Here is a 23,191-nt window from a genome sequence, read left to right as displayed (position 1 = left end):
GCTCATCCATTGAATGCTTAACTTTTAATCTGTGGACGTGATTCGAACACGTTCGATCACGGCTTTCTCTTTTGGTTGTTTCTTCGCTTGTTTTTCGTCAATCACGTTCTTTATAGCGATGAGGAAACCTACAGCCAGGAAGGCACCCGGCGGCAGCATCGCTAACAGGAATGGGCTATCAAACTGGAACACTTCTATACGAAGTCCTGCAGCCCAATCACCAAGCAGTCGGTCAGCGCCGTCAAACAAAGTACCGTTTCCCAGTACTTCGCGAATGGCACCCAGTACGACCAGCGCCGCAGTCATCCCCATGCCCATCCAAAAGCCATCCAACACCGAAGGTAATGGCGTATTCTTGGAGGCGAATGCCTCTGCGCGGCCGATGATGATGCAGTTGGTCACGATCAGGGGAATAAAGATACCCAGTGACTGATAAAGGCCGAATGCATAAGCGTTCATCAGCAGCTGTACACAGGTTACCAGTGACGCAATGATCATGACGAAGATTGGAATACGCACTTCTTTTGGTACATATTCGCGCACCAGTGAAACGGTCAGGTTCGAGCCCACCAAAACCAGCAGCGTTGCGATGCCAAGCCCTAATGCGTTGGTCACTGTCGCGGAAACTGCAAGCAGGGGACAAAGACCCAGAAGCTGCACTAGCGCAGGGTTATTGGCCCACATTCCGTTTGTCATTAACTCTTTATTCTGGCTCATGATGCAGCTCCACAATTCAGAGGTTGGCGGACAATAGTGTCTTTGTTCTGCATGGCATACCAAGCAGCATTTCTCGCTGCGCTAACGACGGCACGCGGTGTGATGGTGGCACCGGTGAACTGGTCAAACTGACCGCCATCTTTGTAAACCGCCCAACGCTTATCGTCTTCACTTTCAATATTTTTACCATTGAAAGACAGCACCCAATCAGAGACATTCAGATCGATTTTATCGCCAAGACCCGGGGTTTCGTTGTGGCTCAGCACACGAACACCGAGCACAGTGTTATTAGTATCGACGCCGACCAAGACTTTGATGGCGCCGTTATAACCGTCCGGTGCAATGGCTTCAACTGCCATGGCTGTCGGCTCACCGTTTTTGGTGGCAATGTAGATTGGCATTGGTTCACTGGTAACAAGGTTTGGGCTGGTCACCAAAGTACAGGTTTTCGCCAACGCATTGTCATGCATGTCTTCTGGGATCACTTGATTTAGCACCCGTAAAAGCTGGATGCGTTGCTGCTCTGCGATGGTGTCTTTCGTCAGTGTATTGGTGACGGCAACTAAGCCCGTTGAAAGCAGTGCCGCCAGCGCGAGGATTGCGCCATTATTTCGCATCGCGCGGATCATTGGCTTTCCTTCCTGTAACCGTAAGTGGTTGGTTTGGTGTAGTAGTCAATCAGCGGTACGCACATGTTTGCGATAAGCACGGCAAACGCTACGCCATCTGGGAAGCCGCCAAAGGTACGGATCAGATAAACCAACGCGCCGATCATTGCACCAAAGATCAGTCGGCCTCGTGTAGTGGTTGAAGCAGAAACAGGGTCTGTGGCAATGAAGAACGCACCCAACATGGTGGCACCGGAGAATAGGTGCATCAATGGCGAAGCCACGCCATCTGGGCTGATGGCATAACCTACCAAGCTGAACACAAAAAGAGATGCCAGCATAGCAACGGGGATTTGCCACTGGATAATCTTCTTCTTCAGCAGAATAAGACCGCCAACAAGGAAGGCGACATTCACCCAGCCCCAACCGATACCTGCAAAACTGCCAAATACTGACTTCTCAACCGCCTCAGAGACGGTTTCACCGGCCAGCAAAGAGGTCTTAATGGTATCCAGCGGCGTCGCCATGGTTGAGCCATCTACAGCAATTCGCAGTTGGTTCACGCTAAAGCCATCAGTGGTGAGGCCAGTAAAGATAGCGGCGAAGCTGTCAGTAAAGTCAAGTGGCTGAACCAACAATTCAGTTGGTGGCAGCCAGGTGGTCATTTGAACCGGGAACGAAATCAGCAGGACGACATAAGCGACCATGGCAGGGTTAAACAGGTTTTGACCCAGCCCACCATAGAGATGTTTAGCAATGACGATGGCGAAGACTATACCGATAATCACAATCCACCATGGTGCGAACGGTGGAATGGCGATACCCAGAAGCACACCCGTCAGCAGGGCAGAGTGGTCTTTAAGATAGCGTTTAACAGGGCGGCCGCGAAGAGCTAAAACAGCTGCCTCTGCAGCCACCGCAGTCAGTGCTGCCATGACTACCTGTAGTAAAACACCCCAACCGAAAAAGTAACAAAGCGCAGCGATGCCGGGCAAAGTACACAGTATCACTGTCATCATGATGTCGCTGGTGCTCTTGCGACTGTGGCTATGTGGGCTACTGGCGATAAAAAAGGCCACGATTACTCTTCCTCATTCTTATTCTTCATTTGCGCTGCCTTTCTCGCTTTTGCGCGCGCAATGGCAGCAGCAACCGCTGCTTTCTTGGGATCTTCTTCAACGGGAGTGTCTTCCGAAGGTGCTGGCTCATCGGAGAGTGCTTCCGCCTCTGCCTGTTGTGCGGCCTTGCGTGCTTTAGCACGGGCAACGGCAGCAGCGACAGCGGCTTTCTTCGGATCTTCCTCAACGGCAGGAGCTTCAGCTTCTGCCTGTTGTGCGGCTTTGCGTGCTTTAGCACGGGCGATAGCAGCAGCGACAGCAGATTTCTTTGGATCGTCTTCAACAGGTGCTTTTTCTGCTGATGCAGATTCAGCAGCAGGTGTTGCTGCTTCAGCCTTTTGCGTTTCTTTGCGTGCTTTGGCTCGGGCAATGGCGGCAGCGACAGCGGCTTTCTTCGAATCGTCTTCAACAGCTGCTTTTTCTGCATATTCAGATTCAAAAGCAGGGGTCGCCGCATCAGCTTGTTGCGCTTCTTTGCGTGCTTTGGCTCGGGCAATGGCAGCAGCAACTGCGGCTTTCTTCGGATCTTGTACTGAGGCGCTGTTATCAGAGGCGGATTCAGACTCGCTTTGCTGAGCAGCTTTACGCGCTTTTGCGCGGGCTATTGCCGCCGCAACAGCATCTTTCTTATCGTCTGTTGCGCTTTCAGTTTCTGATTCCGACGCTTTTTGTGCTTTACGTTCACGCGCCTGACGCTTGCGCTCTTCGCGCAGCTTCGCCATTTCACTGTTATCTGGCTCGGCCTGACCTTGTGCGGCAGCCTCTGCCTGTTTGGCTTTTGCTTTGGCAATAGCAGCAGCCACAGCTGGTTTCATTGCCGTAGCTGCAGATTCATTTTCTGATTTGGCTTTCACACGTGCAATGGCATCGGCAATCGCGTCGCCATCGCCGGATTTTTCCATCGCTTTGCGACGATTTTCCGCAGCTTGCTTATGGCGTTCTTCACGTGCTTTTTTGTCACGCTCCATACGCGCTTTTTTGGCTTCGAAACGCTCTTTAGCGCGCTCGGCGGCTTGCTGCTCCGCATCGCGCGCGCGGATTTCAGATTTAGCCTGACGATAGTATTGCACCAACGGAATTTCACTTGGGCAGACGAAGGCACAAGCACCACATTCGATACAATCGAACAGGTTATACTCTTCGCACTTGTCGTAATCCTGATCTTTGGCGTACCACTGAAGTTGTTGAGGCAGCAGCGAAGCAGGGCAGGCCTCTGCACAGGCGCTGCAACGGATGCAGGCCATCTCGCCCTCCGACGGCGCAATTTCGCGACGTGAAGGCACTAACACGCAGTTAGTGACCTTGGTGACTGGCACGTTAGGGTGCGGAATGGTGTAGCCCATCATTGGACCGCCAATGATCACGCGCTCTACTTTTTTGTCTGCTTCATAGCCGTGCTTATCCAGTAAGAAACTGACTGGCGTACCAAGCAGCGCCCAACGGTTACGCTGCTCTTTCAACGTGGTGCCTGTCAGGGTGACGACACGTTCAATCAGCGGCTCACCGTCGATGACAGCACGTTTTATGGCGAAGGCAGTACCGACGTTTTGCATCATCACGCCGATTGCGGCAGGGATTGCTTTTGCAGGTACTTCTTTACCGGTGATGAGTTTGATGAGCTGCTTTTCGCCACCTGACGGGTATTTGGTCGGAACAACCTGAACGACAATGTCAGGTTTACCCTGTGTTGCCAATTTCAGAGCGTCAATCGCTTCTGGCTTGTTGTCTTCCAACGCCATGACGGTGAGTTTCGGGCTCACGATATGCTGAAGGATCTCAATGCCTTGGACAATTTCATCTGCTCGCTCTTGCATCAAACGGTCATCAGCGGTGATGTAAGGCTCACATTCAGCACCGTTGATGATCAGAATTTCTGTGCGTGCATGACCAGTTTGCAGCTTGCGGGCTGCTGGGAAACCTGCGCCACCCATGCCCGCGATACCCATCATGCGGACATGATCGATCAACGCCTCGTCAGAGACTTCGCGGAAATCAGGCAGTGCGTTTTTCTCGCCCCAGGCGTCTTCGAAATCCGGTTTGATCACAATGCAGTTATCGCTCAGGCCAGAGGCATGGGCGATAGTGCGAGGCTCAATGGCAACCACTTCACCGGAAGTGGGTGCATGAACCGGACAGCATTGCAGAACGTCTGACTTGGTCAGTGGTTGGCCCTTTAGGACTTTATCACCGACATTTACCAACAGTTGGCCAGCTGTGCCAATGTGCTGTTTGGTTGGCAACACAATTTCATTTGGGATATCGGCAGGCAAGATGGAAGTTTCGCTCGACTGGCGTTTGTTTTCTGGTGGGTGAATACCACCGTGAAAATCCCAGACATGTCCCTGTTTGATTTCTTCGATTAGGGTGATCATGCTTGTTTGACCCCTTTATCTTCATCGACAGAAAGTTGAACAACCGGAATTTGGTCAAGTTGCCATTTCCAGGTTTCAGGCGTGGTTTGGACAGGGATCATTTCAATACAGTCAGTGGGGCAGGGGGCGACACAAAGGTCGCATCCAGTACATTCATCTTTGATAATGGTGTGCATGGCTTTGGTACTGCCAATGATGGCGTCGACCGGGCAAGCCTGAATACACTTAGTACAGCCAATACAATCGTCTTCGTGAATGAAGGCGACTTTTTTTACGCTCTTTTCTTCATCGTGCGCAGATTCTGTGGCTTCCACCCCCATCAGGTCAGCAAGCTTCTCGATAGTCGGCTGACCACCTGGAGGGCATTTATTAATGGCGTCACCATTGGCAATGGCCTCTGCATAAGGTCGACAACCAGGGTAACCACATTGTCCGCACTGTGTTTGCGGAAGGATGGAGTCAATCTGATCGACGATCGGATCCGCTTCGACTTTAAAACGCACAGAAGCAAAGCCCAGCAAAATACCGAATACAGCTGCGAGGACAGCGATAGCAATAATCGCAATCAAAATTCCAGTCATTACAGTTTCACCAACCCTGTAAAGCCCATAAATGCCAATGACATCAGTCCAGCTGTGATCATAGCAATCGACGCACCACGGAATGGCTGAGGAACATCAGCCGCAGCAATACGCTCACGCATCGCCGCAAACAAAATCAATACGAGGGAGAAGCCAGCTGCCGCGCCAAAGCCATAAATGATAGATTCGATAAAGTTGTGGCGTTCATTGATATTCAGCAATGCGACACCCAACACGGCGCAGTTTGTTGTGATTAGCGGTAGAAAGATACCCAACAAACGGTAAAGCGTTGGACTGGTTTTATGTACGACCATTTCGGTGAATTGCACGACAACTGCAATCACCAAGATAAAGCTCAGAGTTCGCAGGTACTCAAGACCCAATGGGGCCAAAATGTAAGTCTCGACCAGATAAGAACTCACTGATGCGAGTGTCAGTACGAAAGTGGTCGCAAGCCCCATCCCAATGGCGGTTTCAAGCTTTTTGGACACGCCCATAACTGGGCAAAGGCCGAGGAACTTAACCAGCACAAAGTTGTTCACCAGGACGGTGCCGACAAGAAGCAGTAAATACTCAGTCATGCCATTCTTCGAAAATTCTAAAGAGATCTTTGTATTATCGGCCTTTGAAGCCGCTATAACAACAGATTGGGGAAAGGGTTTTTCACTAAAATTGCCATACTGGACAAACTTTGTCCGGATCTGGGCGGTAACATACCGTCTATATAATAGGTGGTAACAATTTGTGTGCGTCATATCTACAACACAAATACAGAAAAACCCAGCACTAGGCTGGGTTTTCGAAAGTGGCTCCCCCTGCTGGACTTGAACCAGCGACATACGGATTAACAGTCCGCCGTTCTACCGACTGAACTAAGGGGGAACAGATTTTTGTGATTCACCGCCGTGGCGATGTATCGAAAGTTGCTCCCCCTGCTGGAATTGCAACGGGGCCGCCTAGGTCAGCGACATATCGCGGAGCGACAATCCTGACGGTCAACTCGTTCTTAAACAAGTTAACAAAAAGTGGCTCCCCCTGCTGGACTTGCAACGGGGCCGCCTAGGTCAGCGACATATCGCGAAGCGACAATCCTGACGGTCAACTCGTTCTTGGACAAGCTAATGAAAAGTGGCTCCCCCTGCTGGACTTGCAACGGGGCCGCCTAGGTCAGCGACATATCGCGAAGCGACAATCCTGACGGTCAACTTGTTCTTAAACAAGCTAACGAAAAGTGGCTCCCCCTGCTGGACTTGCAACGGAGCCGCCTAGGTCAGCGACATATCGCGAAGCGACAATCCTGACGGCTAACTCGTTCTTAAACAAGTTAACGAAAAGTGGCTCCCCCTGCTGGACTTGAACCAGCGACATACGGATTAACAGTCCGCCGTTCTACCGACTGAACTAAGGGGGAATCGCTCAAAGCGGGGCGAATCTTAGCTATCACCCTGTAGGCTGTCAACCACCGAAAACGCACATTTTGAGGAATTTAAATCATCTGCTTAATGTGCGATCAAGATTAGCTGTTTTTTTGTTCTGTGGGCACTGTATGGGGCAAAATAGGGCTTGGATCTCTGTCTATTTAAAAATTTCAGTCATCATCACAACTTCCTCAGAAGGCAATGTATTTGCGAATGTCTTTACGTTTCTAAAACGGGTCTAACCTAGATTGGACAAAACTTAAACAGTGTTGGAGTCAGATGTGTTTGCTCGGTGGCTCAAATGCGCTAAATAGCATTGGGATGAGGTAAATTAACAGTGTGATATACCTCTCATAAGTGCTTTTCATGTGCGATTAGTCGATTTGCTGATGAATATAGGAAAAAGGGTTTGACTTTTCGGAACACTTTTCTGCTTTGCCTTGACGACGGTTACCCACAAAATCTGTGGATAAGTGTGTTAATCAACACTTTTATCCCCATTAGTTCTCACTATTGAGTATGTGACGTGGTAGGAGAATTTAACGTTTCAATACGAAAATCATTAAATACAAAGTGATTGAGTGATTTTTGTTCAGTTGATCCTTGGGAAATACCAATTTCGAGTTGTACACATAGTCTAGATTATTTATTTTCTTCTCAAGGAAGCACAAACTAGGCTCTTATTTGCCTGTCGAGCACAAATAAGACAAGCTGGAAAGGCAGAGAACAAGCTAAAAGGAATGAACTGTGGAAGTGTTACCCAAACTCAACCTCAAGGGAAAAATCAGCGAGATCGAATGGCAACGTCGTGTTGATTTGGCCGCTTGTTACCGCCTCGTTGCCCATATGGGGTGGGACGACCTCATCTATACGCACCTCTCTTTACGGATTCCTGATACCGATACGTATCTGGTTAACGCTTTTGGTGTGGCATTTGACGAAGTCACCGCTTCAAATTTAGTTAAAGTCGATTTGGACGGAAACATCCTCGACGACACGCCATTTACGATTAACCCTGCCGGTTTCACTATTCACAGTGCGATCCATGAAGTACGTTCTGATGCACACTGTGTAATCCACCTGCACACCAATGAGACCATTGCGGTCGCGAGCCAAAAAGAAGGTTTATTACCGCTTAGCCAGTATTCGATGTTTTCACTGCCTTCGCTTTCTTATCACGGCTACGAAGGTCTTGCGGTAAATGCGGATGAGCGAAAGCGATTACAGGAAGATCTTGGTGACACCAATCATATGTTGTTGGTCAACCATGGTGGTTTAACCTTAGGCCCAACCGTGGGCGACGCCTTCATGCGTTTTTACGATATGCAGCGCTCTTGCGAAGTTCAGTTAATGTTGCAAGCAGCAGGCAAAGAGGCAATTTCTGTTCCTCAGCCTATTCAGGACAATATTTTTGCTCAGGCAAATGTTGTTCATTCTGGGGCGACAGGCGGGCAACTCGCTTGGCCATCACTTCTTCGAAAAGCTTGGCGCCTTGACCCAAGCTTTATGGAATAAAGACAAAATAAAAAGACGATTTGGAGTACATGGATGAAAGTAACGTCAGTCGAAGTTTTCGATATTCATTGCCCGGAAAGACCGCCTTGGAACCCGGTATTTGTGCGTATTCACACTGATGAAGGGATCAGTGGTGTGGGAGAGGCAGGCCTTGCTTACGATTTGGGGCATAGCGCAGCCGCAAACATGATTAAAGAAATGGCCGAGGCATTCTTAATTGGTCATGACCCATTTCAGACAGAAATGTTGTGGTCGCGTATGTTGCGAGAGAGTTTCTGGGGATTAGGTGGTGGTCCTGTTGTCTATGCCGCGATGAGTGCGATTGATACTGCGCTTTGGGACATCAAAGGAAAGGCACTTGGCCTTCCTGTCTACCAACTTCTGGGTGGTAAGGTAAATGACAAGCTGCGTACTTATGCTTCTCAGCTTCAGTTTGATTGGGACAAAGAGTTCAAAGCACTGTCACAGCCGGAAGAGTATGCAGAAGCGGCGCTTAAAGCGATTGCTGAAGGTTATGATGCGGTCAAGGTTGACCCCATCATGTACGACAAAGATGGCAACACCTACTACGAGCGCACCAAAATCATTTCCCGTGCAGAAATGAAATTGTATCGCGCGCGTATGAAAGCCATTCGTGAAGCGGTAGGTGACGAAGTGGACATCATTTTTGAATGCCACAGCTTGCCGGGTGCAACAACGGCGATTCAGCTGGGCGAGATCGCTGAAGAGTTCGACTGCATGTATTACGAAGAGCCGGTGAACTACCTCAACCATTCCCTGCATAAGAAGGTGGCTGACCGCGTTAACGTGCCCATTGCCGGTGGTGAGCGTTTGTATAACCGTTGGGGTGTGCGCCCGTATCTGGAAGACCAAAGCGTTGACGTGCTGCAGCCGGATATCGGCCTGTGTGGCGGCTTTACTGAAACGAAGAAAGTCTGTGATTACGCAGATATCTTCGATGTTCGCATTCAGGCGCACGTTTGTGGTGGCCCTGTGGCGACTGCGGCTTCATTGCATCTGGAAACGGCAATTCCTAACTTCCTGATCCACGAGCATCATACATATGCGATTAAGTCCTGGAACCGCGAGCTATGTATTCAGGATCCTCAGCCGGTGAATGGCTTCTTTGAGGTGTCAGAAGAGCCGGGTATCGGCATTGAGTTGAACGATGAAGTGGTCATGCGCTCACCACGTATTGAGATTAAGTAATCGCTCGATGGGATAATGACGAAACAACCCGCCTTTGAGCGGGTTGTTTTTTCTCTACCGTTCAGCCAAAGATCAACAGATCCTAGAAACGATAAAACGTGGAGGCGTTTTTGTACATGATCTTCTGGAAATATTCCCTGGGAAGATTGAGTGCCAGATAGTCCTGCCAAAGCTCGGTGTAAGACGTTCTAAACAGTGTCAGAGGGAAATTGCTCGCCAGCATGACTCGGTCATGTCCAAATGCTGCAACTAAAGTTTCGACGGTTTGTGCAATGGCTTTAACCGGGAAGTGTCTGTCCGTCATTTCCCAACCTGATGCCTTCACCCAAAGGTTATTCAAACCAGAAAGCTTCCCAATATTTTCCTTCCAACCCGATGAATCTGCTGGTGGTGGAAAACCAGCGTGATTAAGGACAACATTGAGAGAAGGTAAGTGACCAATGACATCGAGAAATGCAGCAACAGCTCTTTCATCGTTAGCATCAAATTGTGCTTCGAAGATCACACCTTCCTTTTCAAGATGTGCGAGATTCCGTTTTACCTGCTGATTGCTTAGCAAGGTTACCGCGTCGTCATCCAGAATATGTCGAACGCCTACGACAGAACTCAACGTTTTCAGGTGTTTAATCTGGTCATTGAATGCTTTGGAAGAAAGAGTCAGGTCGGCGTAGGCAATGCTTCTGAATGGCAATTGGCAGGTACTTTCCAGCCACTCGACTTCACGCCAGGGAGCTTCGTTATCGAATCCTGCTTCAACGTGCACAAAACCAGCGAGTTCTGCGGGTGCAGAAACCTGCAAGTCTGATTCAGAAAAGTCCCTTTGAATAACCGCTTTATCCTGCCAGAAAGGTGGATTGCCAGTTTGCAGCCAACCGTATTTACCTTTCTGGCGATCGAATAAATGCAGGTGAGGATCGATAAACTTCATGGTTACTGTGCCGTATAGCCGCCATCAACAGCATGAAGGCTGCCAGTAATAAAACTGGCTTTGTCGCTGGCAAGAAACACGACCATGTTAGCCACTTCTTCAGGTTGGCCGATACGTCCCAGCGGCTGCAAATTGCCTTCTTCTTTATTTACTGCTTCTTTATCTGCCCCCGAACGCTCGCAGTAGGCATCAATCGCTTTATGATAAAGCGGTGTTTCTGTGGTTCCTGCACATACTGCGTTGGCGCGGATGTTGAACTGGGCATAATCCAGAGCAGTGGTTTTTGCCATCGACGCAATCGCGTGCTTACTCAGGTTATAAACAAAGGAATTGCCTTTAGCGATGGTGCATTGGTCAGAGCCAAGCAGCACGATGCTACCAGATTTCGCTGCTTTCATGGTTGGTAGGCAAGCGCGAATCGCGTAGTAAGCACCTTTTACATTGATGCTCATGACGCGATCGAAATCTTCTTCGCTGGTATTTTCGATGTTTGAACTGAAATGGATGCCGGCATTACACACCAAGGCATTAATCTGGCCTTCGTTTGTAATGACCTGCTCAACAGCGGCAGCGACAGCCGCTGAGTTCGTCACGTTGCAATCCACCCAGTTTCCGCGAGGGCCTTGCTGAATATCCAGCGAGTAAACGGTGTATCCCTCTGCAATAAATCCATCTACGACTGCGAGGCCGATCCCTGCTGAGCCACCGGTCACTACCGCTACTTTCTTCATTGTTTTCCTCAGATATTCATGTTGGTAGGCTGTGCCGACCTCTTTAGTATGGAAGAGATCTTCGGTGTGGAAACCGAGCGTGTCAACAACTCTGAGCCTTGTCAGTATCTTGTCAGTTGACTTAGGGGACTGAGCGCGCAAAATGAGTGGTTTGATGATTGAGCCACGGAAGCAAGATGGGCAAGACCTTTAAACTGCAATCACCATTTAAACCCGCAGGCGACCAGCCTACCGCCATCAACCAGTTGTTGGATGGACTGGATTCTGGTCTTGCACACCAAACGCTGTTGGGTGTGACGGGGTCGGGAAAGACTTACACCATGGCCAATGTGATTGCCGAGGCGGAGCGCCCAACAATGATATTGGCGCCTAACAAAACGCTGGCAGCGCAGTTATACGGTGAGATGCGAGAGTTCTTTCCGGAAAATGCGGTGGAGTATTTCGTTTCTTATTACGACTACTACCAACCAGAAGCCTATGTGCCTGCTTCCGACACCTTTATTGAAAAAGATGCGTCTATCAACGAACACGTTGAGCAGATGCGTCTCTCCGCAACCAAAGCCCTGATGGAACGCCGCGATGTGGTGATTGTTGCTTCCGTCTCTGCGATTTACGGTCTGGGTGATCCAGATTCATATCTAAAGATGATGTTGCACCTGCGTCGTGGTGACATGATAGAACAGCGCTTGATTTTGCGCCGACTTGCAGAGCTTCAATATACCCGCAACGATCAAGCTTTTAGCCGCGGTACGTTCCGTGTGCGCGGTGAGGTAATTGATATCTTCCCAGCAGAATCTGATCGTGATGCTATCCGCATTGAGCTATTTGATGATGAAGTGGAATGCATCAGCGTCTTTGACCCGCTGACCGGATCGATTTCTGAACGTAATCTGCCGCGTGCGACGATTTATCCGAAAACCCACTACGTGACGCCGCGAGAGAAAATTCTAGACGCCATTGAGCACATCAAAGTTGAATTGGCTGATCGAAAAAAAGTCCTGTTGGAGAACAATAAGCTGATTGAAGAGCAGCGTATTTCCCAGCGCACCCTTTTTGACCTAGAAATGATGCAGGAGTTGGGCTATTGCTCAGGCATTGAGAACTACTCTCGCTACTTGAGTGGCCGAACGGAAGGGGAGCCGCCTCCAACACTGTTTGACTACTTGCCTGCTGATGGTCTTCTCATCATCGATGAATCGCACGTTACTGTGCCGCAGATAGGCGCGATGTATAAAGGCGACCGTTCGCGTAAAGAAACGCTGGTGGAGTACGGTTTCCGACTACCTTCTGCGTTAGATAACCGCCCGCTTAAGTTTGATGAATTTGAGTCTCTGGCACCCCAAACCATTTATGTCTCTGCCACGCCGGGTAAATATGAGCTGGAAAAATCTGATGGTGAAATCGCCGATCAGGTGGTGCGTCCAACAGGTCTTCTTGACCCAGAGGTAGAAGTACGTCCGGTCGCGACTCAGGTAGACGACTTACTGTCAGAAATTCGCCTTCGCACTCAAAAAGATGAGCGAGTACTGGTAACGACGCTGACCAAACGTATGGCTGAAGATCTCACTGAGTATTTGGAAGAACATGATGTTAGGGTTCGCTACCTGCATTCAGATATCGATACCGTTGAACGTGTGGAGATCATCCGGGATTTGAGACTGGGTGAGTTTGACGTCCTTGTGGGGATCAACTTGCTGCGAGAAGGCCTCGACATGCCAGAGGTGTCACTGGTGGCTATTCTGGATGCAGATAAGGAAGGTTTCTTGCGCTCAGACCGGTCTCTTATTCAGACTATCGGTCGTGCAGCGCGTAACCTTGCCGGCAAGGCGATTCTGTATGGGGACAGCATTACAGGTTCTATGCAGCGTGCAATAGAAGAGACAGAGCGTCGCCGTGCGAAACAGCAGGCCCATAACGAAGAACACGGAATTGTTCCTCAGAAGCTCAATAAGAAGATTGCTGATGTAATGGAATTAGGCGGCAAACGTCGGCCGCAGAAGCCAAAAGTGTCTTCATCGCTTAAGGCGGTGGCAGAAGAAGATGCCGCTTATGTGGCTAAATCACCGCAGCAAATTGAAGCTCAGATTCAGAAATTAGAAGCAAAAATGTATGAGGCAGCGCAGAATCTGGAGTTTGAAACAGCGGCGGGCTTGCGAGATGAAATTGCTGATTTGCGGTCACTTTTTATCCAAAATAGCTAAAAAAAAGCCAACCGCAAAAAGGTCGGTTGGCTATCTTGTTTCAGTGAACGAAGTGCTCACAAACAACGTCAGTTGGCTAGGTGACCCAGAAGGGTCACTTTCAATAAAGCATTAAGTGTGCCAACATTTTTAACGCATGACGTAGCAATTTCATCGAAGTAGAGCTACCTTATTTGCAATTTCTTTTGCAAATTGCAATGCAAAACGCACCGATTTGCCTGTGCCGATGAAAATCGGCGTTATACTTGGTACTGACTTTCTAACGAAAAGATAGATTTATTGAGGAATCGATGGCGGGGGTTCAATGCTAGATTCTGGCGCCAAAAAACGCATCTTAATGGTGGAAGACACCGCTTCTGTAGCCGCATTGTACAAGTCATACCTCAACCCTCTTGATGTAGAGGTTGAGATTGCAAGTACAGGTGAAGAGGCCATTTACCACTTTTCTTCAGGCAGCTTTTCCTTAGTTCTGTTGGATTTGCGATTGCCTGATATTTCTGGTTTCGACGTGCTTTCTAAAATCCGTGAACATCACCCAGATATTCCCGTGGTGATCATGACGGCGCATGGCTCTATTGATGCAGCGGTAGAGGCTATGCGCTATGGCGCAAGCGACTTTCTCATCAAGCCTTGCGAGGCAGACTTGTTACGAGTAACAGTCAATAATGCACTGAAACCAAAGAGTAAAGTTGGCGGACAATCCCCAGAAGGGGCTTACTATGGTTTCATCGGCCACAGTGTCCCAATGCAGGCGGTATACCGCGTTATAGACTCGGCGGCACCGAGTAAGGCAACGGTATTTATCACAGGTGAAAGTGGCACGGGTAAAGAGGTTTGTGCAGAAGCTGTCCATGCGGCAAGCTCACGCGCCAAAAAACCATTTGTCGCGATCAACTGTGCTGCTATTCCCAAAGATCTCATCGAAAGTGAGTTGTTTGGTCACATGAAAGGCGCTTTTACTGGCGCGGCCTCTGAGCGTGAGGGGGCGGCAGAAATGGCCGATGGTGGCACATTGTTCTTAGATGAAATCTGCGAAATGGATTTGGATCTTCAATCTAAATTGCTGAGGTTTATTCAAACAGGCACGTTTCAAAAAGTAGGATCTTCCAAGGTAAAACAAGTAGATGTGCGATTTGTTTGCGCGACAAACCGCGATCCTTGGGAGGAGGTTTTGAAGGGTAATTTCCGGGAAGATCTATATTACCGTCTACATGTCATTCCTTTGGCGCTTCCACCATTGCGTGAGCGTGGTGAAGATGTTGCAGAGATAGCCCAGTCATTGCTTCTGATGTTTGCGATGGAGGAAGGAAAAGATTTCCGTACCTTCAATGCTGAAGTAACTGGTCGTTTGTTAAGCTATGAATGGCCAGGAAATGTGAGGCAATTGCAGAACGTGATCCGCAACATTGTCGTGCTACACAATGCGCGAGAAGTCACAGAACAAATGCTGCCTCCGCCATTAAATACAGTTTCTGGTGTCAAAATTGCATCTCCCCCAGTTAGAGCGACTAGGCAAACAGCAATTGCTCCTTCGCGCGACGATGATTTTTCTGTCGCGCCAGCGTTTTTGGATCAAGGGGTAGTGACAAAAGCCGACATTGAACCCCTGTGGTTGGTAGAAAAGCGAGCGATACAAATTGCTATTGATGCATGTGATGGGAACATTCCTCAGGCTGCAGGTCTGTTAGAGGTGAGTCCATCGACGATTTATCGCAAGCTGCAGAGTTGGCAAGAATCACAAGAAAAAAGGAACTAAGTTATGGCGTCGACAGTGAATCATGAGACGTTGCGGCGGCTGGCGGTTGAAGTAGGTGAGGACACAGTATCTTCGCTCCTGGTAGTATTTAGTGACGAACTAAGCCGATATTCTGATCAACTTTCAGAAGCACCAAGCGCAATGCAAGTACGAGAGATAAGCCATGCGATAAAAAGCAGTGCGGCCAGTTTCGGCGCAGATGAACTGGCAGAGCTGGCGCGTGAGTGTGAATCTCGTGTAAAACAGGGTCAGGAATCGTGGGTTCAAGACCAACTGCCTCGTCTGACAATGATGTTGCAGGGCACCGCAGTGCAATACAAAGCGTTAGCAGGTCAGCAAGATCTGCTGGATCGCTTGGGATAGTTTATCCCTATCATGACGCCACTCGTGGTTGACAGACGCTAAATCTGTCACCACCTGTCGGTAATCATCGTCCAGCTCTTCATCAATGTCTGGTCCTAAGACCATGTCAATTTTTCGTCCGCCCATCGAACGTTCACACCAAGTCAACATTGTTTTCAAAGACATTTGCCCAGCAGGACCATGCTCCTTTCCTAGATTCCGTATAAAAATGATTTTTGCTTCTGTCTGTTTGAGCGCCCGGCTTATTTCAGGTAGGAGTAATGGAGGCATCACGCTGGTTAGAAAGCTGCCAGGTCCCAGTACTACCAAGCTGGCTTGTTGAATCGCGATAACAGCTTCTTTGGTCGCTGGTACGACAGGTTCCAGCATCAGGCGTGCGGGTGGTTCTGGCAATTCATCAACATCAGTTTCTCCGGCGATCACTTCTCCTGTGGGAGTTTGTGCCGCAAGATCAGCAGGGTGTTCGGACATAGGTACAATATGGGGGGAAACCTTTAGCATATCCCTGATTAGGTTGATGGCTTCTAGGGGGCGAATAGAGAGGTTATCGAGTGCGGTGAGCATCAGATTACCCAGATTATGGCCATCGAGTTCGCCGTTGCCTTTGAAGCGATACTCAAAAATCATCGAACCGATAGAAGGCTCAGTGATCAGCTGATTAATGCAGTTTCTAGTATCGCCCCAGGCGATACCTCCCTGACACGCTCGAATACGGCCCGTAGAGCCGCCATTGTCCGTGGTTGTGACAACACCGGTGACAAGTTCGCCATGCTCACGCAAAGCTGACAAGACACGGCCAAGACCATGTCCGCCGCCAATGGCTACGATATTTTGTTTTGGTTCTTTCATCGCACTTCGTTCTTTATCGTCTTCTGTTGCCAATCATAAAGTATGCGCTGAAAAAGAATGCGGTTTGTCGCATTTTCTCACTGTATTTTCGGTTTTCGATCACGCAATGGGCAAAAAAAGACCAGCTTGCGCTGGTCTTTGGAGAATAGATTTGAGGTGAGATTAGTGCGGTTCTTTCATTAGACTGAGTAGATACTCAGCAGTGTCGCTACAAGTATGTGCCGCCATCAGAACTTGCTTCTCACTTGCCGGAATCGGCAGAAGTTCCAACCAGCGCTGACAAAGCCAGCTTAAATCATCAAAGTTTGGCTTTTTATGCAACGAGCTCAGCTCGGGATACCGCTCGAACATGATAAGTAGCCTTTCGGCTAAAGGTTGAGCATCGTTACTGACTGCACGCTCTGGCCAAGCTGGCAGTGTTTGACATACAGCTTCGACTATGCCGACATCATTTTCCTTAATGGTGTCGATCACAAAGCTCTCTTGGCCACACACTGTTATGGTTAGAGCACCGCTTTCCGGCGCCAGACTGAAGTCTTCAATTTTTACTCTTGTTCCAATCCCAGCTCCGATTGGGCTGGTTTCGTCCATACACACGCCGAGATCCATGCCGTTACGCATTGCATACTTCACTGTATTTAATTGCTCTCCGGGGGTCACGCGCAAAGGCAGACGTCCTGAAGGAAGGATATGACGGTTGTTGAAAAGGATTGGCAAAGTTATTGTCATCATTAGCTCCCGGTTTTTGCTGACGGCTTAGCACTTCTTCCCTGAGCCGCTTTTTATATGTATTTAATATCGGAACTACTTAGATACCCGTGTCGTACAAACGACAGTGCAAATTCAATGCCCAGACACTACATGACTGATTTTGCAGACATTTCACTTTTTGGCTCGCAAAATGCAATTTGAAATTGCAAATTAGAGCGTCTCAAAATGCAATGTGAGCCCACGTTTTGCCAGTTTTGAGTATGGAACGGAAAAGACAGATTGGTTGGAATTTTCCTTTTTCCAGACCCAATTTGAATTTCCACACATCGGTTGTGAGAAAATTGTGCTTTAAGGTTTTGTCTCAGATCTGTTTATGTTTTGAGACGGTGAGTAAAAAGTTAAAGCGTTGGCAAATCTGCACAGGAATGAGGGACATTTCTTGTTAACAAAAGACAAACTTTGCTAAATTACACTTAAAGCTCCGGTCTTGTTGTTATGAACGACAAATCCGACGCAGGTAACTCCGAAGCCTATTTCGCTAAGTTCGCCAGAATATGTGGGATAGGCCGTGACCCTGAGTCACCAGGGCGGTCATAGAAATGTGCCCGTCTCCCGTATTTGGAAAGGTGTTTCGTGGCTGTTCAATTTGAAGATTCCTTCAATCGCAAGTTTTATTACTTGAGATTGTCTATTACTGATGTCTGTAACTTCCGTTGCACGTATTGTTTGCCGGACGGATACAAGCCTACGCAAAAAAATTCCAGCTTCCTGGGGCTGGATGAGCTTCATCGTGTGGTGGCTGCATTCGCTGATTGTGGAACATCTAAGGTGCGTATCACCGGTGGCGAGCCGACGCTTCGTAAAGATTTCACTGACATTGTCTCTATGACCGCTGCGCAAAAAGGCATCGAGAAGATCGCGATGACAACTAATGGTTATCGCCTTGAGAAGCATGCTCAACATTGGCGTGATGCTGGCCTCACCAATATTAACGTTAGTGTCGATAGCCTGGATCCGCGTATGTTCCATGAGATCACGGGTGAGAATAAATTTCATCAAGTGATGCGCGGTATCGATGCCGCTTTCGATGCGGGGTTTGAGCAGGTCAAAGTGAATGCCGTTTTGCTGAAAGACTTGAACAGTGGCGAGCTACCCGCCTTTCTGAATTGGATAAAAGATAAGCCAATCCAACTGAGATTCATAGAGTTGATGCAAACGGGCGAAATGAATTCCCTGTTTGAGAACCACCACGTGTCTGGTGTGTCTATCCGAAATCACTTGATCGCTAATGGTTGGATTATGAAGGTCCGTAATCAAAGCGATGGTCCAGCAGAGGTGTTCTGCCACCCAGACTATACCGGTGAGATTGGTCTTATCATGCCGTACAAGAAAGATTTCTGTGATTCTTGCAATCGTCTCCGTGTCTCTGCAGTGGGCAAGCTCCACATGTGCTTGTTTGGTGATTACGGCGTCGAACTCCGTGATTTGCTTCAGAACGATGCGCAGGAAAAGGCGCTGATTGGACGTATCCAGAGTGCATTAGTAAGCAAAAAGCAAAGTCATTTTCTAGATCAGGGGCACACAGGCATGACGCCGCACCTGGCTTCTATCGGCGGATAACGCCGTTCCAGATATTACTCGTTGAGGTTCAAATTTTATGGGTCACGCTGTTACTGAATTTTCGCCTGCAAAAATTGCAGTCCTGACTGTTTCCGACACTCGCACTGAAGAAAACGATACGTCAGGCAAGTTCCTGGTTGATGCGCTGCAAGATGCGGGTCATCGACTAGCGGATAAAAAAATCGTTATTGATGACATTTACAAGATCCGCGCGATTGTTTCCCAGTGGATTGCTGACGAAAACGTACAGGCTGTTTTGATCACTGGTGGTACGGGTTTTACCTCCCGCGACAGCACGCCAGAGGCGCTGAAACCACTTTTCGACAAAGAAGTGGAAGGTTTTGGTGAGCTGTTCCGCGCAATTTCTTACCAAGAAATTGGTACGTCAACCATTCAGTCTCGCGCGATTGCTGGTTTTGCTAATCACACTGTCATTTTTGGGATGCCAGGTTCAACGGGGGCATGCCGCACTGGTTGGAATGGCATCATTAAGCAGCAGCTGGATGCGAGCCACCGTCCATGTAACTTCATGCCGCACCTAGGTAAATAATTCATGAGCGGCTTTACACATATTAATGCCTCAGGCGAGGCAAACATGGTTGATGTTTCTGGTAAAACGGAAACGGTTCGAGAAGCGCGTGCGGAAGCATTTGTGACCATGGCGACGGAAACACTGGCGCTAATTGTTTCAGGCAAGCACCATAAAGGTGATGTGTTCGCAACAGCACGTATCGCCGGTATTCAAGCTGCTAAGCGCACCTGGGACTTGATTCCTCTTTGCCATCCTTTGATGTTGTCGAAAGTGGAAGTATCACTGGAGGCTTTGCCAGCAACATCGCAGGTGCGTATCGAATCAGTTTGTAAGCTTTCTGGTAAAACAGGTGTCGAAATGGAAGCGCTGACAGCTGCTTCAGTGGCAGCGCTGACAATCTATGACATGTGTAAGGCTGTGCAAAAAGACATGGTTATAAGTCAGGTTCGTCTGCTGGAAAAAACGGGCGGTAAATCAGGACACTTTAAGGTGGAAGGATGATTCAGGTACTCTTTTTCGCTCAGGTTAAAGAGCTGGTGGGGACGGCGTCACTGACACTGGAAGGTGAGTTCCAATCTGCGGAAGACATCCGCCAGCATCTTGCAGAAAAAGGCGATAAATGGGCATTGGCACTGGAGCAGGGTAAGCTGCTGGTGGCTGTTAACCAAACTATCTCCGAGCTGTCGTCGCCAGTGAAAGCTGGTGACGAGGTAGCCTTTTTCCCACCGGTGACTGGAGGCTGATAAATGATCTCAGTACAAGAACAGGATTTCTCCGTCGCAGAAGAATACCAGCGACTGAATGATCATGCTGGCGATGGCGCTATCGTGACCTTCATTGGCAAAGTTCGCGACATGAATCTTGGCGACAATGTCATGGGTCTGACCTTAGAGCATTACCCAGGCATGACGGAAAAGTCTCTGGCTGAGATTGTAGAGCAAGCGCAGTCTAGATGGCCGCTGACACATGTTCGCGTTATCCATCGTGTAGGTGCATTAGATATCGGCGACCAAATTGTTTTTGTGGGGGTCTCCAGTGCGCACCGTGGTGCTGCGTTTGAAGCTTGTGAGTTTGTGATGGACTATCTGAAAACCAAAGCGCCATTCTGGAAGAAAGAGCGTCTGACAGACCAAGAGCGTTGGATTGAAGCGCGCGACAGTGATGGGGATGCTGCAAAACGCTGGTAGCGTTTAATGGTTTCTTCGGAGCAAAAGAAAGGGATGCTATTGCATCCCTTTATCGTTTTACTGGTTGTAGGTGTAAATTACTGGCAGCTTGCAGCGCCTAGCTCTTTCCAAACACCCCATTGGCCAGTTGTGCCAGGTTCTTCGTTGGTGGTCCACCACTTGGCAGAGTACTCAACACCTTTATGAGTCACAACGTCACCTGAGTTGTAAACAGTGCCTTCCGCCCAAGCATTAGGACAAGTCACTACAGGCTCATCTTTCGCTACGACAACCGATACGGTTGCAGAGTCGGTCAGCTTGCCATCTGATACGGTCACAGAGAATGTCAGTGTTGTATCTACTGAGTAGCTACCCGCAGTGAAAGTCAGTAAAGCGCCGTTTTGTGTTGCAGTCACACCCGCTGGAATATCCCAGGTGTAAGTCAGTGCATCATTGTTTGCATCGCTTGAACCGCTAGCATCCACCAGAACAACATCACCTGCATTAGCTGTAGCTGGTGCTGTCAACGCTGCTACTGGTGCTTCGTTGACTGGATCGATAACTTTTGCTTTCGCAGTGACCACAACGGTATCGGTTGCGGTTGCGCCTTCATTGTCTGTCACAGTCAGTGAGAACACGAACTGAGTATCAGCAGTCACTGCTGGGATGTCCGCAGATGCGGTTGCAGTGCTTGTACCAGTCAGTGCAACTGAAGGGCCTGAAGTTTGTTTCCAGCTGTACGCAACAACTTGACCATCTGTATCTTTCGATGCTGAACCGTCAAGTGCTACTGCCCCAGCAACGTTAACGGTAACATCTGCGCCTGCATTGGCTACCGGAACTTTGTTAACTGGGTCAACTGGACCGCCTTTAAGAGATTCCTGCATTGCGTTCAGGATATCGCCATTGTCTGCATCAATTTCCCATGCAAACAGACCAGCGAAATTGTTTTCACGTACGTAAGCACCTTTTGCCTTGACTGAGCGCTCATTATCGTATGTGACGAGGTCACCATTAGATGGATCCCAAGCCCATGGAGCTTCTGCTTGCTCGTCATAGCCAAGAACCACACCCGCTTTGTTCTCGTAGTCAGTCACGATATCTTTGTAATCGATAACGCCAGCTTCCCAAGAACCTGCAATCTTACCGTTACCTACACCTGTCATTGGGTTGGTGGGATCTGACATGCTTGCTTCAGTCACGCCCGTCCAGCCGCGGCCATACATGGCAGCACCAATAACCAGCTTCTGCGGTGGAACGCCTTTTTCAAGCAGCAGATTTACACCGTTTTTAGTCGTGTAAGCAGGGCCTTTTCGTGGTTTGCCGTCTGCATCAACACCTTTACCCACGCACTCGTCAGCAGACATGTGACTACCACAGTCCAGTGCTGCCTGGTGACCCACTACATTGTTCCAACCACCGTAGTAGTCGTAAGTCATAGCAAAGATGTAATCCATGTATGGAACAGCATCTACATAGTTCACGTCTTGAATCTTGTCGTAGCCTACACCAACTGCAGAAGTCAGTTCGTACGTGCGGCCCGTTTCCGCAGAAAGCTCATCCAGCATTGCGCGTAGTTCTTGCATCAGGATCGCGTAAGTATCGCCATCTTTCTCTGGGTCGCCAAGATTAGGGTTAGCACCTGAACCACCTGGGTATTCCCAGTCAATGTCTACACCGTCATAGAACTTCCAGGTTTGCAAGAACGTCTTCACTGAAGCGACAAACTTGTCACGTTTGGTTTTATCGCCAAACTCGTAGAATGGGTCTGAGAGTGTCCAGCCGCCGATAGAAGGAAGGATTTTCAGATCTGGATAACGCTGTTTCAGCGCCATGATCTGTCCGTAAGTACCTTTGTAAGAAGAAGAGTGACTCTGACCTGATTGTGGGTGAGGCATTTGAACTGCTGCCCATGGGTCATGAATAACGACTTCGTAGTCCGGCAAACCAGCACAAGCACGGTTCAGAGCTGCCAGTGGACCATCATCAAGAGAAGGGTTGTTACCACAAATTGGTACGAAGCCATAAATAATATGAGTCAGGTTCTGGGCTGGAATTTTGTCCACTGGGAATTTACGGCCGTAAACCCCCCATTCTACGAAGTACGCACCAACGACAGTGTCGTCTGGAGTGGTGTAGTTACCGTTGTTCGGGTCCACGTTCATCGGTAGTGGATCAAGGTGACTGCCGTCGGTGTCTGCAACCACGATTTGTTTCGGATCACTCTTTGTACATTCTTGAGCGGCATCACTACCACTACAAAGCTCTACGACCATGTCGTACTTGCCGCCTTTAGCAACCTGAAGAACCGTAGACTCTTTCTGGCTGGCTGCAGGTGCCACGCTAGCTTCATGAGCGATTTCACCATTCAGCAGTACGCGCCAGGTATCACCAGGTTCACCGGACCAGCGGTCCCAAGTGACAGGAACTTCTGCATACGGCTTAACCGTAACTAAGTCTTTATATGCACTGGCAGCATCGTTCACTTCAATAATGGCAAAGTTGGTTTCCATCCATGAAATGATTGGGGCACCGGGTGCCGCCATTGCAGGCGTAGCGGTAGCGCTGGCGATAGAGGCTGCGAGTAGCCCCTTTAGAAAAGCCTGTTTGTTCATCTTAATATCCCTCGAAAATTTATTGCGAGAATTATCTATCCGTCGCGTGAATATGAGCCAATCTGCGCTGACTCTGTCCTGATACTTGGTAAGAAAAGGATTTAAAGCAAAATCAGAGAGTAAGGAATTAGAGGTGTGGGAGATAAAATAGTAACGAGCTCGTTACATTGCGGGTGGTTTT

General features: G+C 48.9%; 21 protein-coding genes, 2 tRNA genes and 1 riboswitch. Of the genes, 10 read left to right on the top strand and 13 right to left on the bottom strand.

All coding sequences use genetic code 11. The features are described from left to right. Positions 1 to 24 precede the first annotated feature (24 nt). From VP504_RS05875 to VP504_RS05840, 8 genes are all read right to left on the bottom strand, one after another. Positions 25 to 717, bottom strand: a complete 693-nt coding sequence (locus tag VP504_RS05875; protein ID WP_002541120.1) for an electron transport complex subunit E — start codon at positions 715 to 717, stop codon at positions 25 to 27. Then, positions 714 to 1,346 carry an electron transport complex subunit RsxG gene (rsxG, locus tag VP504_RS05870; protein WP_325893375.1) on the bottom strand — a complete coding sequence of 211 codons (633 nt, stop codon included), beginning with the start codon at positions 1,344 to 1,346 and terminating at the stop codon, positions 714 to 716. Before rsxG ends, VP504_RS05875 begins: the two co-directional genes overlap by 4 nt. After that, a complete protein-coding gene (rsxD, locus tag VP504_RS05865) occupies positions 1,343 to 2,404 on the bottom strand; it encodes an electron transport complex subunit RsxD (protein ID WP_325893374.1) in 1,062 nt (353 codons plus the stop codon). The genes rsxG and rsxD overlap by 4 nt, the downstream gene beginning before the upstream one ends. A 2-nt stretch (positions 2,405 to 2,406) precedes the next feature. Continuing rightward, the gene (gene rsxC / locus VP504_RS05860) at positions 2,407 to 4,815 is read right to left on the bottom strand and encodes an electron transport complex subunit RsxC (protein WP_325893373.1); all 2,409 of its coding nucleotides are present in this window, start codon (positions 4,813 to 4,815) and stop codon (positions 2,407 to 2,409) included. Further along, positions 4,812 to 5,396, bottom strand: a complete 585-nt coding sequence (rsxB, locus tag VP504_RS05855) for an electron transport complex subunit RsxB (RefSeq protein WP_046302845.1) — start codon at positions 5,394 to 5,396, stop codon at positions 4,812 to 4,814. Before rsxB ends, rsxC begins: the two co-directional genes overlap by 4 nt. After that, positions 5,396 to 5,977 carry an electron transport complex subunit RsxA gene (gene rsxA / locus VP504_RS05850; protein ID WP_325893372.1) on the bottom strand — a complete coding sequence of 194 codons (582 nt, stop codon included), beginning with the start codon at positions 5,975 to 5,977 and terminating at the stop codon, positions 5,396 to 5,398. The genes rsxB and rsxA overlap by 1 nt, the downstream gene beginning before the upstream one ends. A 225-nt stretch (positions 5,978 to 6,202) precedes the next feature. Further along, positions 6,203 to 6,278 (bottom strand) — tRNA-Asn (locus VP504_RS05845). A 453-nt stretch (positions 6,279 to 6,731) separates the two neighbouring features. Then, positions 6,732 to 6,807, bottom strand: a tRNA-Asn gene (locus tag VP504_RS05840). Between the two features lie 754 nt (positions 6,808 to 7,561). Between VP504_RS05840 and VP504_RS05835 the strand changes: the two genes are divergently transcribed. Both VP504_RS05835 and VP504_RS05830 read left to right on the top strand, forming a co-directional pair. After that, positions 7,562 to 8,329, top strand: a complete 768-nt coding sequence (locus tag VP504_RS05835) for a class II aldolase/adducin family protein (RefSeq protein WP_325893371.1) — start codon at positions 7,562 to 7,564, stop codon at positions 8,327 to 8,329. Between the two features lie 33 nt (positions 8,330 to 8,362). Beyond that, on the top strand, positions 8,363 to 9,538 hold the full coding sequence (locus VP504_RS05830; protein ID WP_002541964.1) for a mandelate racemase/muconate lactonizing enzyme family protein: 1,176 nt from the start codon (positions 8,363 to 8,365) through the stop codon (positions 9,536 to 9,538). A gap of 82 nt (positions 9,539 to 9,620) precedes the next feature. Here VP504_RS05830 and VP504_RS05825 read toward each other — a convergent pair whose 3' ends face one another. Further along, entirely contained in the window at positions 9,621 to 10,466 is an 846-nt protein-coding gene (locus VP504_RS05825) for an amidohydrolase family protein (RefSeq protein ID WP_325893370.1), read from the bottom strand. A gap of 2 nt (positions 10,467 to 10,468) precedes the next feature. Further along, complete coding sequence (locus VP504_RS05820) at positions 10,469 to 11,197, bottom strand: SDR family NAD(P)-dependent oxidoreductase (RefSeq protein WP_325893369.1); 729 nt, start codon at positions 11,195 to 11,197, stop codon at positions 10,469 to 10,471. Between the two features lie 176 nt (positions 11,198 to 11,373). Between VP504_RS05820 and uvrB the strand changes: the two genes are divergently transcribed. The 3 genes from uvrB (at position 11,374) to VP504_RS05805 (ending at position 15,517) form a co-directional block, all read left to right on the top strand. Further along, positions 11,374 to 13,398, top strand: a complete 2,025-nt coding sequence (uvrB, locus tag VP504_RS05815; RefSeq protein ID WP_325893368.1) for an excinuclease ABC subunit UvrB — start codon at positions 11,374 to 11,376, stop codon at positions 13,396 to 13,398. A gap of 304 nt (positions 13,399 to 13,702) precedes the next feature. Beyond that, a complete protein-coding gene (luxO, locus tag VP504_RS05810) occupies positions 13,703 to 15,154 on the top strand; it encodes a quorum-sensing sigma-54 dependent transcriptional regulator LuxO (RefSeq protein ID WP_062714028.1) in 1,452 nt (483 codons plus the stop codon). A 3-nt stretch (positions 15,155 to 15,157) separates the two neighbouring features. Further along, the gene (locus VP504_RS05805) at positions 15,158 to 15,517 is read left to right on the top strand and encodes an Hpt domain-containing protein (RefSeq protein WP_062714030.1); all 360 of its coding nucleotides are present in this window, start codon (positions 15,158 to 15,160) and stop codon (positions 15,515 to 15,517) included. Here the strand turns inward: VP504_RS05805 and yvcK are convergent. Both yvcK and VP504_RS05795 read right to left on the bottom strand, forming a co-directional pair. Continuing rightward, positions 15,479 to 16,366 carry a uridine diphosphate-N-acetylglucosamine-binding protein YvcK gene (yvcK, locus tag VP504_RS05800; protein WP_325893367.1) on the bottom strand — a complete coding sequence of 296 codons (888 nt, stop codon included), beginning with the start codon at positions 16,364 to 16,366 and terminating at the stop codon, positions 15,479 to 15,481. The genes VP504_RS05805 and yvcK overlap by 39 nt on opposite strands. Positions 16,367 to 16,528: 162 nt before the next feature. Then, positions 16,529 to 17,098: an LON peptidase substrate-binding domain-containing protein gene (locus VP504_RS05795; protein WP_325893366.1), complete on the bottom strand. Its 570-nt coding sequence runs from the start codon at positions 17,096 to 17,098 to the stop codon at positions 16,529 to 16,531. Between the two features lie 488 nt (positions 17,099 to 17,586). Continuing rightward, a riboswitch (molybdenum cofactor riboswitch) is annotated at positions 17,587 to 17,722 on the top strand. Between VP504_RS05795 and moaA the strand changes: the two genes are divergently transcribed. The 5 genes from moaA to moaE all read left to right on the top strand — a co-directional run bounded on the left by moaA (position 17,711) and on the right by moaE (position 20,416). Next, positions 17,711 to 18,697, top strand: coding sequence for a GTP 3',8-cyclase MoaA (gene moaA, locus VP504_RS05790; protein ID WP_325893365.1), 987 nt, complete (start codon positions 17,711 to 17,713; stop codon positions 18,695 to 18,697). Its footprint overlaps the riboswitch before it by 12 nt. A gap of 37 nt (positions 18,698 to 18,734) precedes the next feature. After that, entirely contained in the window at positions 18,735 to 19,247 is a 513-nt protein-coding gene (gene moaB, locus VP504_RS05785; protein ID WP_062714035.1) for a molybdenum cofactor biosynthesis protein B, read from the top strand. Between the two features lie 3 nt (positions 19,248 to 19,250). Then, a complete protein-coding gene (gene moaC / locus VP504_RS05780; protein WP_325893364.1) occupies positions 19,251 to 19,730 on the top strand; it encodes a cyclic pyranopterin monophosphate synthase MoaC in 480 nt (159 codons plus the stop codon). Further along, positions 19,727 to 19,972, top strand: a complete 246-nt coding sequence (gene moaD, locus VP504_RS05775) for a molybdopterin synthase sulfur carrier subunit (protein WP_325893363.1) — start codon at positions 19,727 to 19,729, stop codon at positions 19,970 to 19,972. The genes moaC and moaD overlap by 4 nt, the downstream gene beginning before the upstream one ends. Positions 19,973 to 19,975: 3 nt before the next feature. Beyond that, a complete protein-coding gene (gene moaE / locus VP504_RS05770; RefSeq protein ID WP_062714041.1) occupies positions 19,976 to 20,416 on the top strand; it encodes a molybdopterin synthase catalytic subunit MoaE in 441 nt (146 codons plus the stop codon). A gap of 77 nt (positions 20,417 to 20,493) precedes the next feature. Here the strand turns inward: moaE and VP504_RS05765 are convergent, their stop codons facing one another. Continuing rightward, entirely contained in the window at positions 20,494 to 23,010 is a 2,517-nt protein-coding gene (locus tag VP504_RS05765) for a glycosyl hydrolase family 18 protein (protein WP_325893362.1), read from the bottom strand. Positions 23,011 to 23,191: the final 181 nt, after the last annotated feature.

Source organism: Grimontia sp. NTOU-MAR1 (assembly GCF_035758505.1).
GTDB classification, from domain to species: Bacteria; Pseudomonadota; Gammaproteobacteria; order Enterobacterales; family Vibrionaceae; genus Enterovibrio; species Enterovibrio marinus.
Note: the sequence above shows the minus strand (reverse complement) of the source record. Positions and strands in the feature narration are given on the sequence as shown.

Coding starts and splice junctions, on each gene's coding strand:
- VP504_RS05875 (WP_002541120.1), bottom strand. CDS start 717: ATGAGCCAGAATAAAGAGTTAATGACAAACGGAATGTGGGCCAATAAC.
- rsxG (WP_325893375.1), bottom strand. CDS start 1,346: ATGATCCGCGCGATGCGAAATAATGGCGCAATCCTCGCGCTGGCGGCA.
- rsxC (WP_325893373.1), bottom strand. CDS start 4,815: ATGATCACCCTAATCGAAGAAATCAAACAGGGACATGTCTGGGATTTT.
- rsxB (WP_046302845.1), bottom strand. CDS start 5,396: ATGACTGGAATTTTGATTGCGATTATTGCTATCGCTGTCCTCGCAGCT.
- rsxA (WP_325893372.1), bottom strand. CDS start 5,977: ATGACTGAGTATTTACTGCTTCTTGTCGGCACCGTCCTGGTGAACAAC.
- VP504_RS05830 (WP_002541964.1), top strand. CDS start 8,363: ATGAAAGTAACGTCAGTCGAAGTTTTCGATATTCATTGCCCGGAAAGA.
- VP504_RS05825 (WP_325893370.1), bottom strand. CDS start 10,466: ATGAAGTTTATCGATCCTCACCTGCATTTATTCGATCGCCAGAAAGGT.
- VP504_RS05820 (WP_325893369.1), bottom strand. CDS start 11,197: ATGAAGAAAGTAGCGGTAGTGACCGGTGGCTCAGCAGGGATCGGCCTC.
- uvrB (WP_325893368.1), top strand. CDS start 11,374: ATGGGCAAGACCTTTAAACTGCAATCACCATTTAAACCCGCAGGCGAC.
- luxO (WP_062714028.1), top strand. CDS start 13,703: ATGCTAGATTCTGGCGCCAAAAAACGCATCTTAATGGTGGAAGACACC.
- VP504_RS05805 (WP_062714030.1), top strand. CDS start 15,158: ATGGCGTCGACAGTGAATCATGAGACGTTGCGGCGGCTGGCGGTTGAA.
- yvcK (WP_325893367.1), bottom strand. CDS start 16,366: ATGAAAGAACCAAAACAAAATATCGTAGCCATTGGCGGCGGACATGGT.
- VP504_RS05795 (WP_325893366.1), bottom strand. CDS start 17,098: ATGATGACAATAACTTTGCCAATCCTTTTCAACAACCGTCATATCCTT.
- moaB (WP_062714035.1), top strand. CDS start 18,735: ATGGGTCACGCTGTTACTGAATTTTCGCCTGCAAAAATTGCAGTCCTG.
- moaC (WP_325893364.1), top strand. CDS start 19,251: ATGAGCGGCTTTACACATATTAATGCCTCAGGCGAGGCAAACATGGTT.
- moaD (WP_325893363.1), top strand. CDS start 19,727: ATGATTCAGGTACTCTTTTTCGCTCAGGTTAAAGAGCTGGTGGGGACG.
- moaE (WP_062714041.1), top strand. CDS start 19,976: ATGATCTCAGTACAAGAACAGGATTTCTCCGTCGCAGAAGAATACCAG.
- VP504_RS05765 (WP_325893362.1), bottom strand. CDS start 23,010: ATGAACAAACAGGCTTTTCTAAAGGGGCTACTCGCAGCCTCTATCGCC.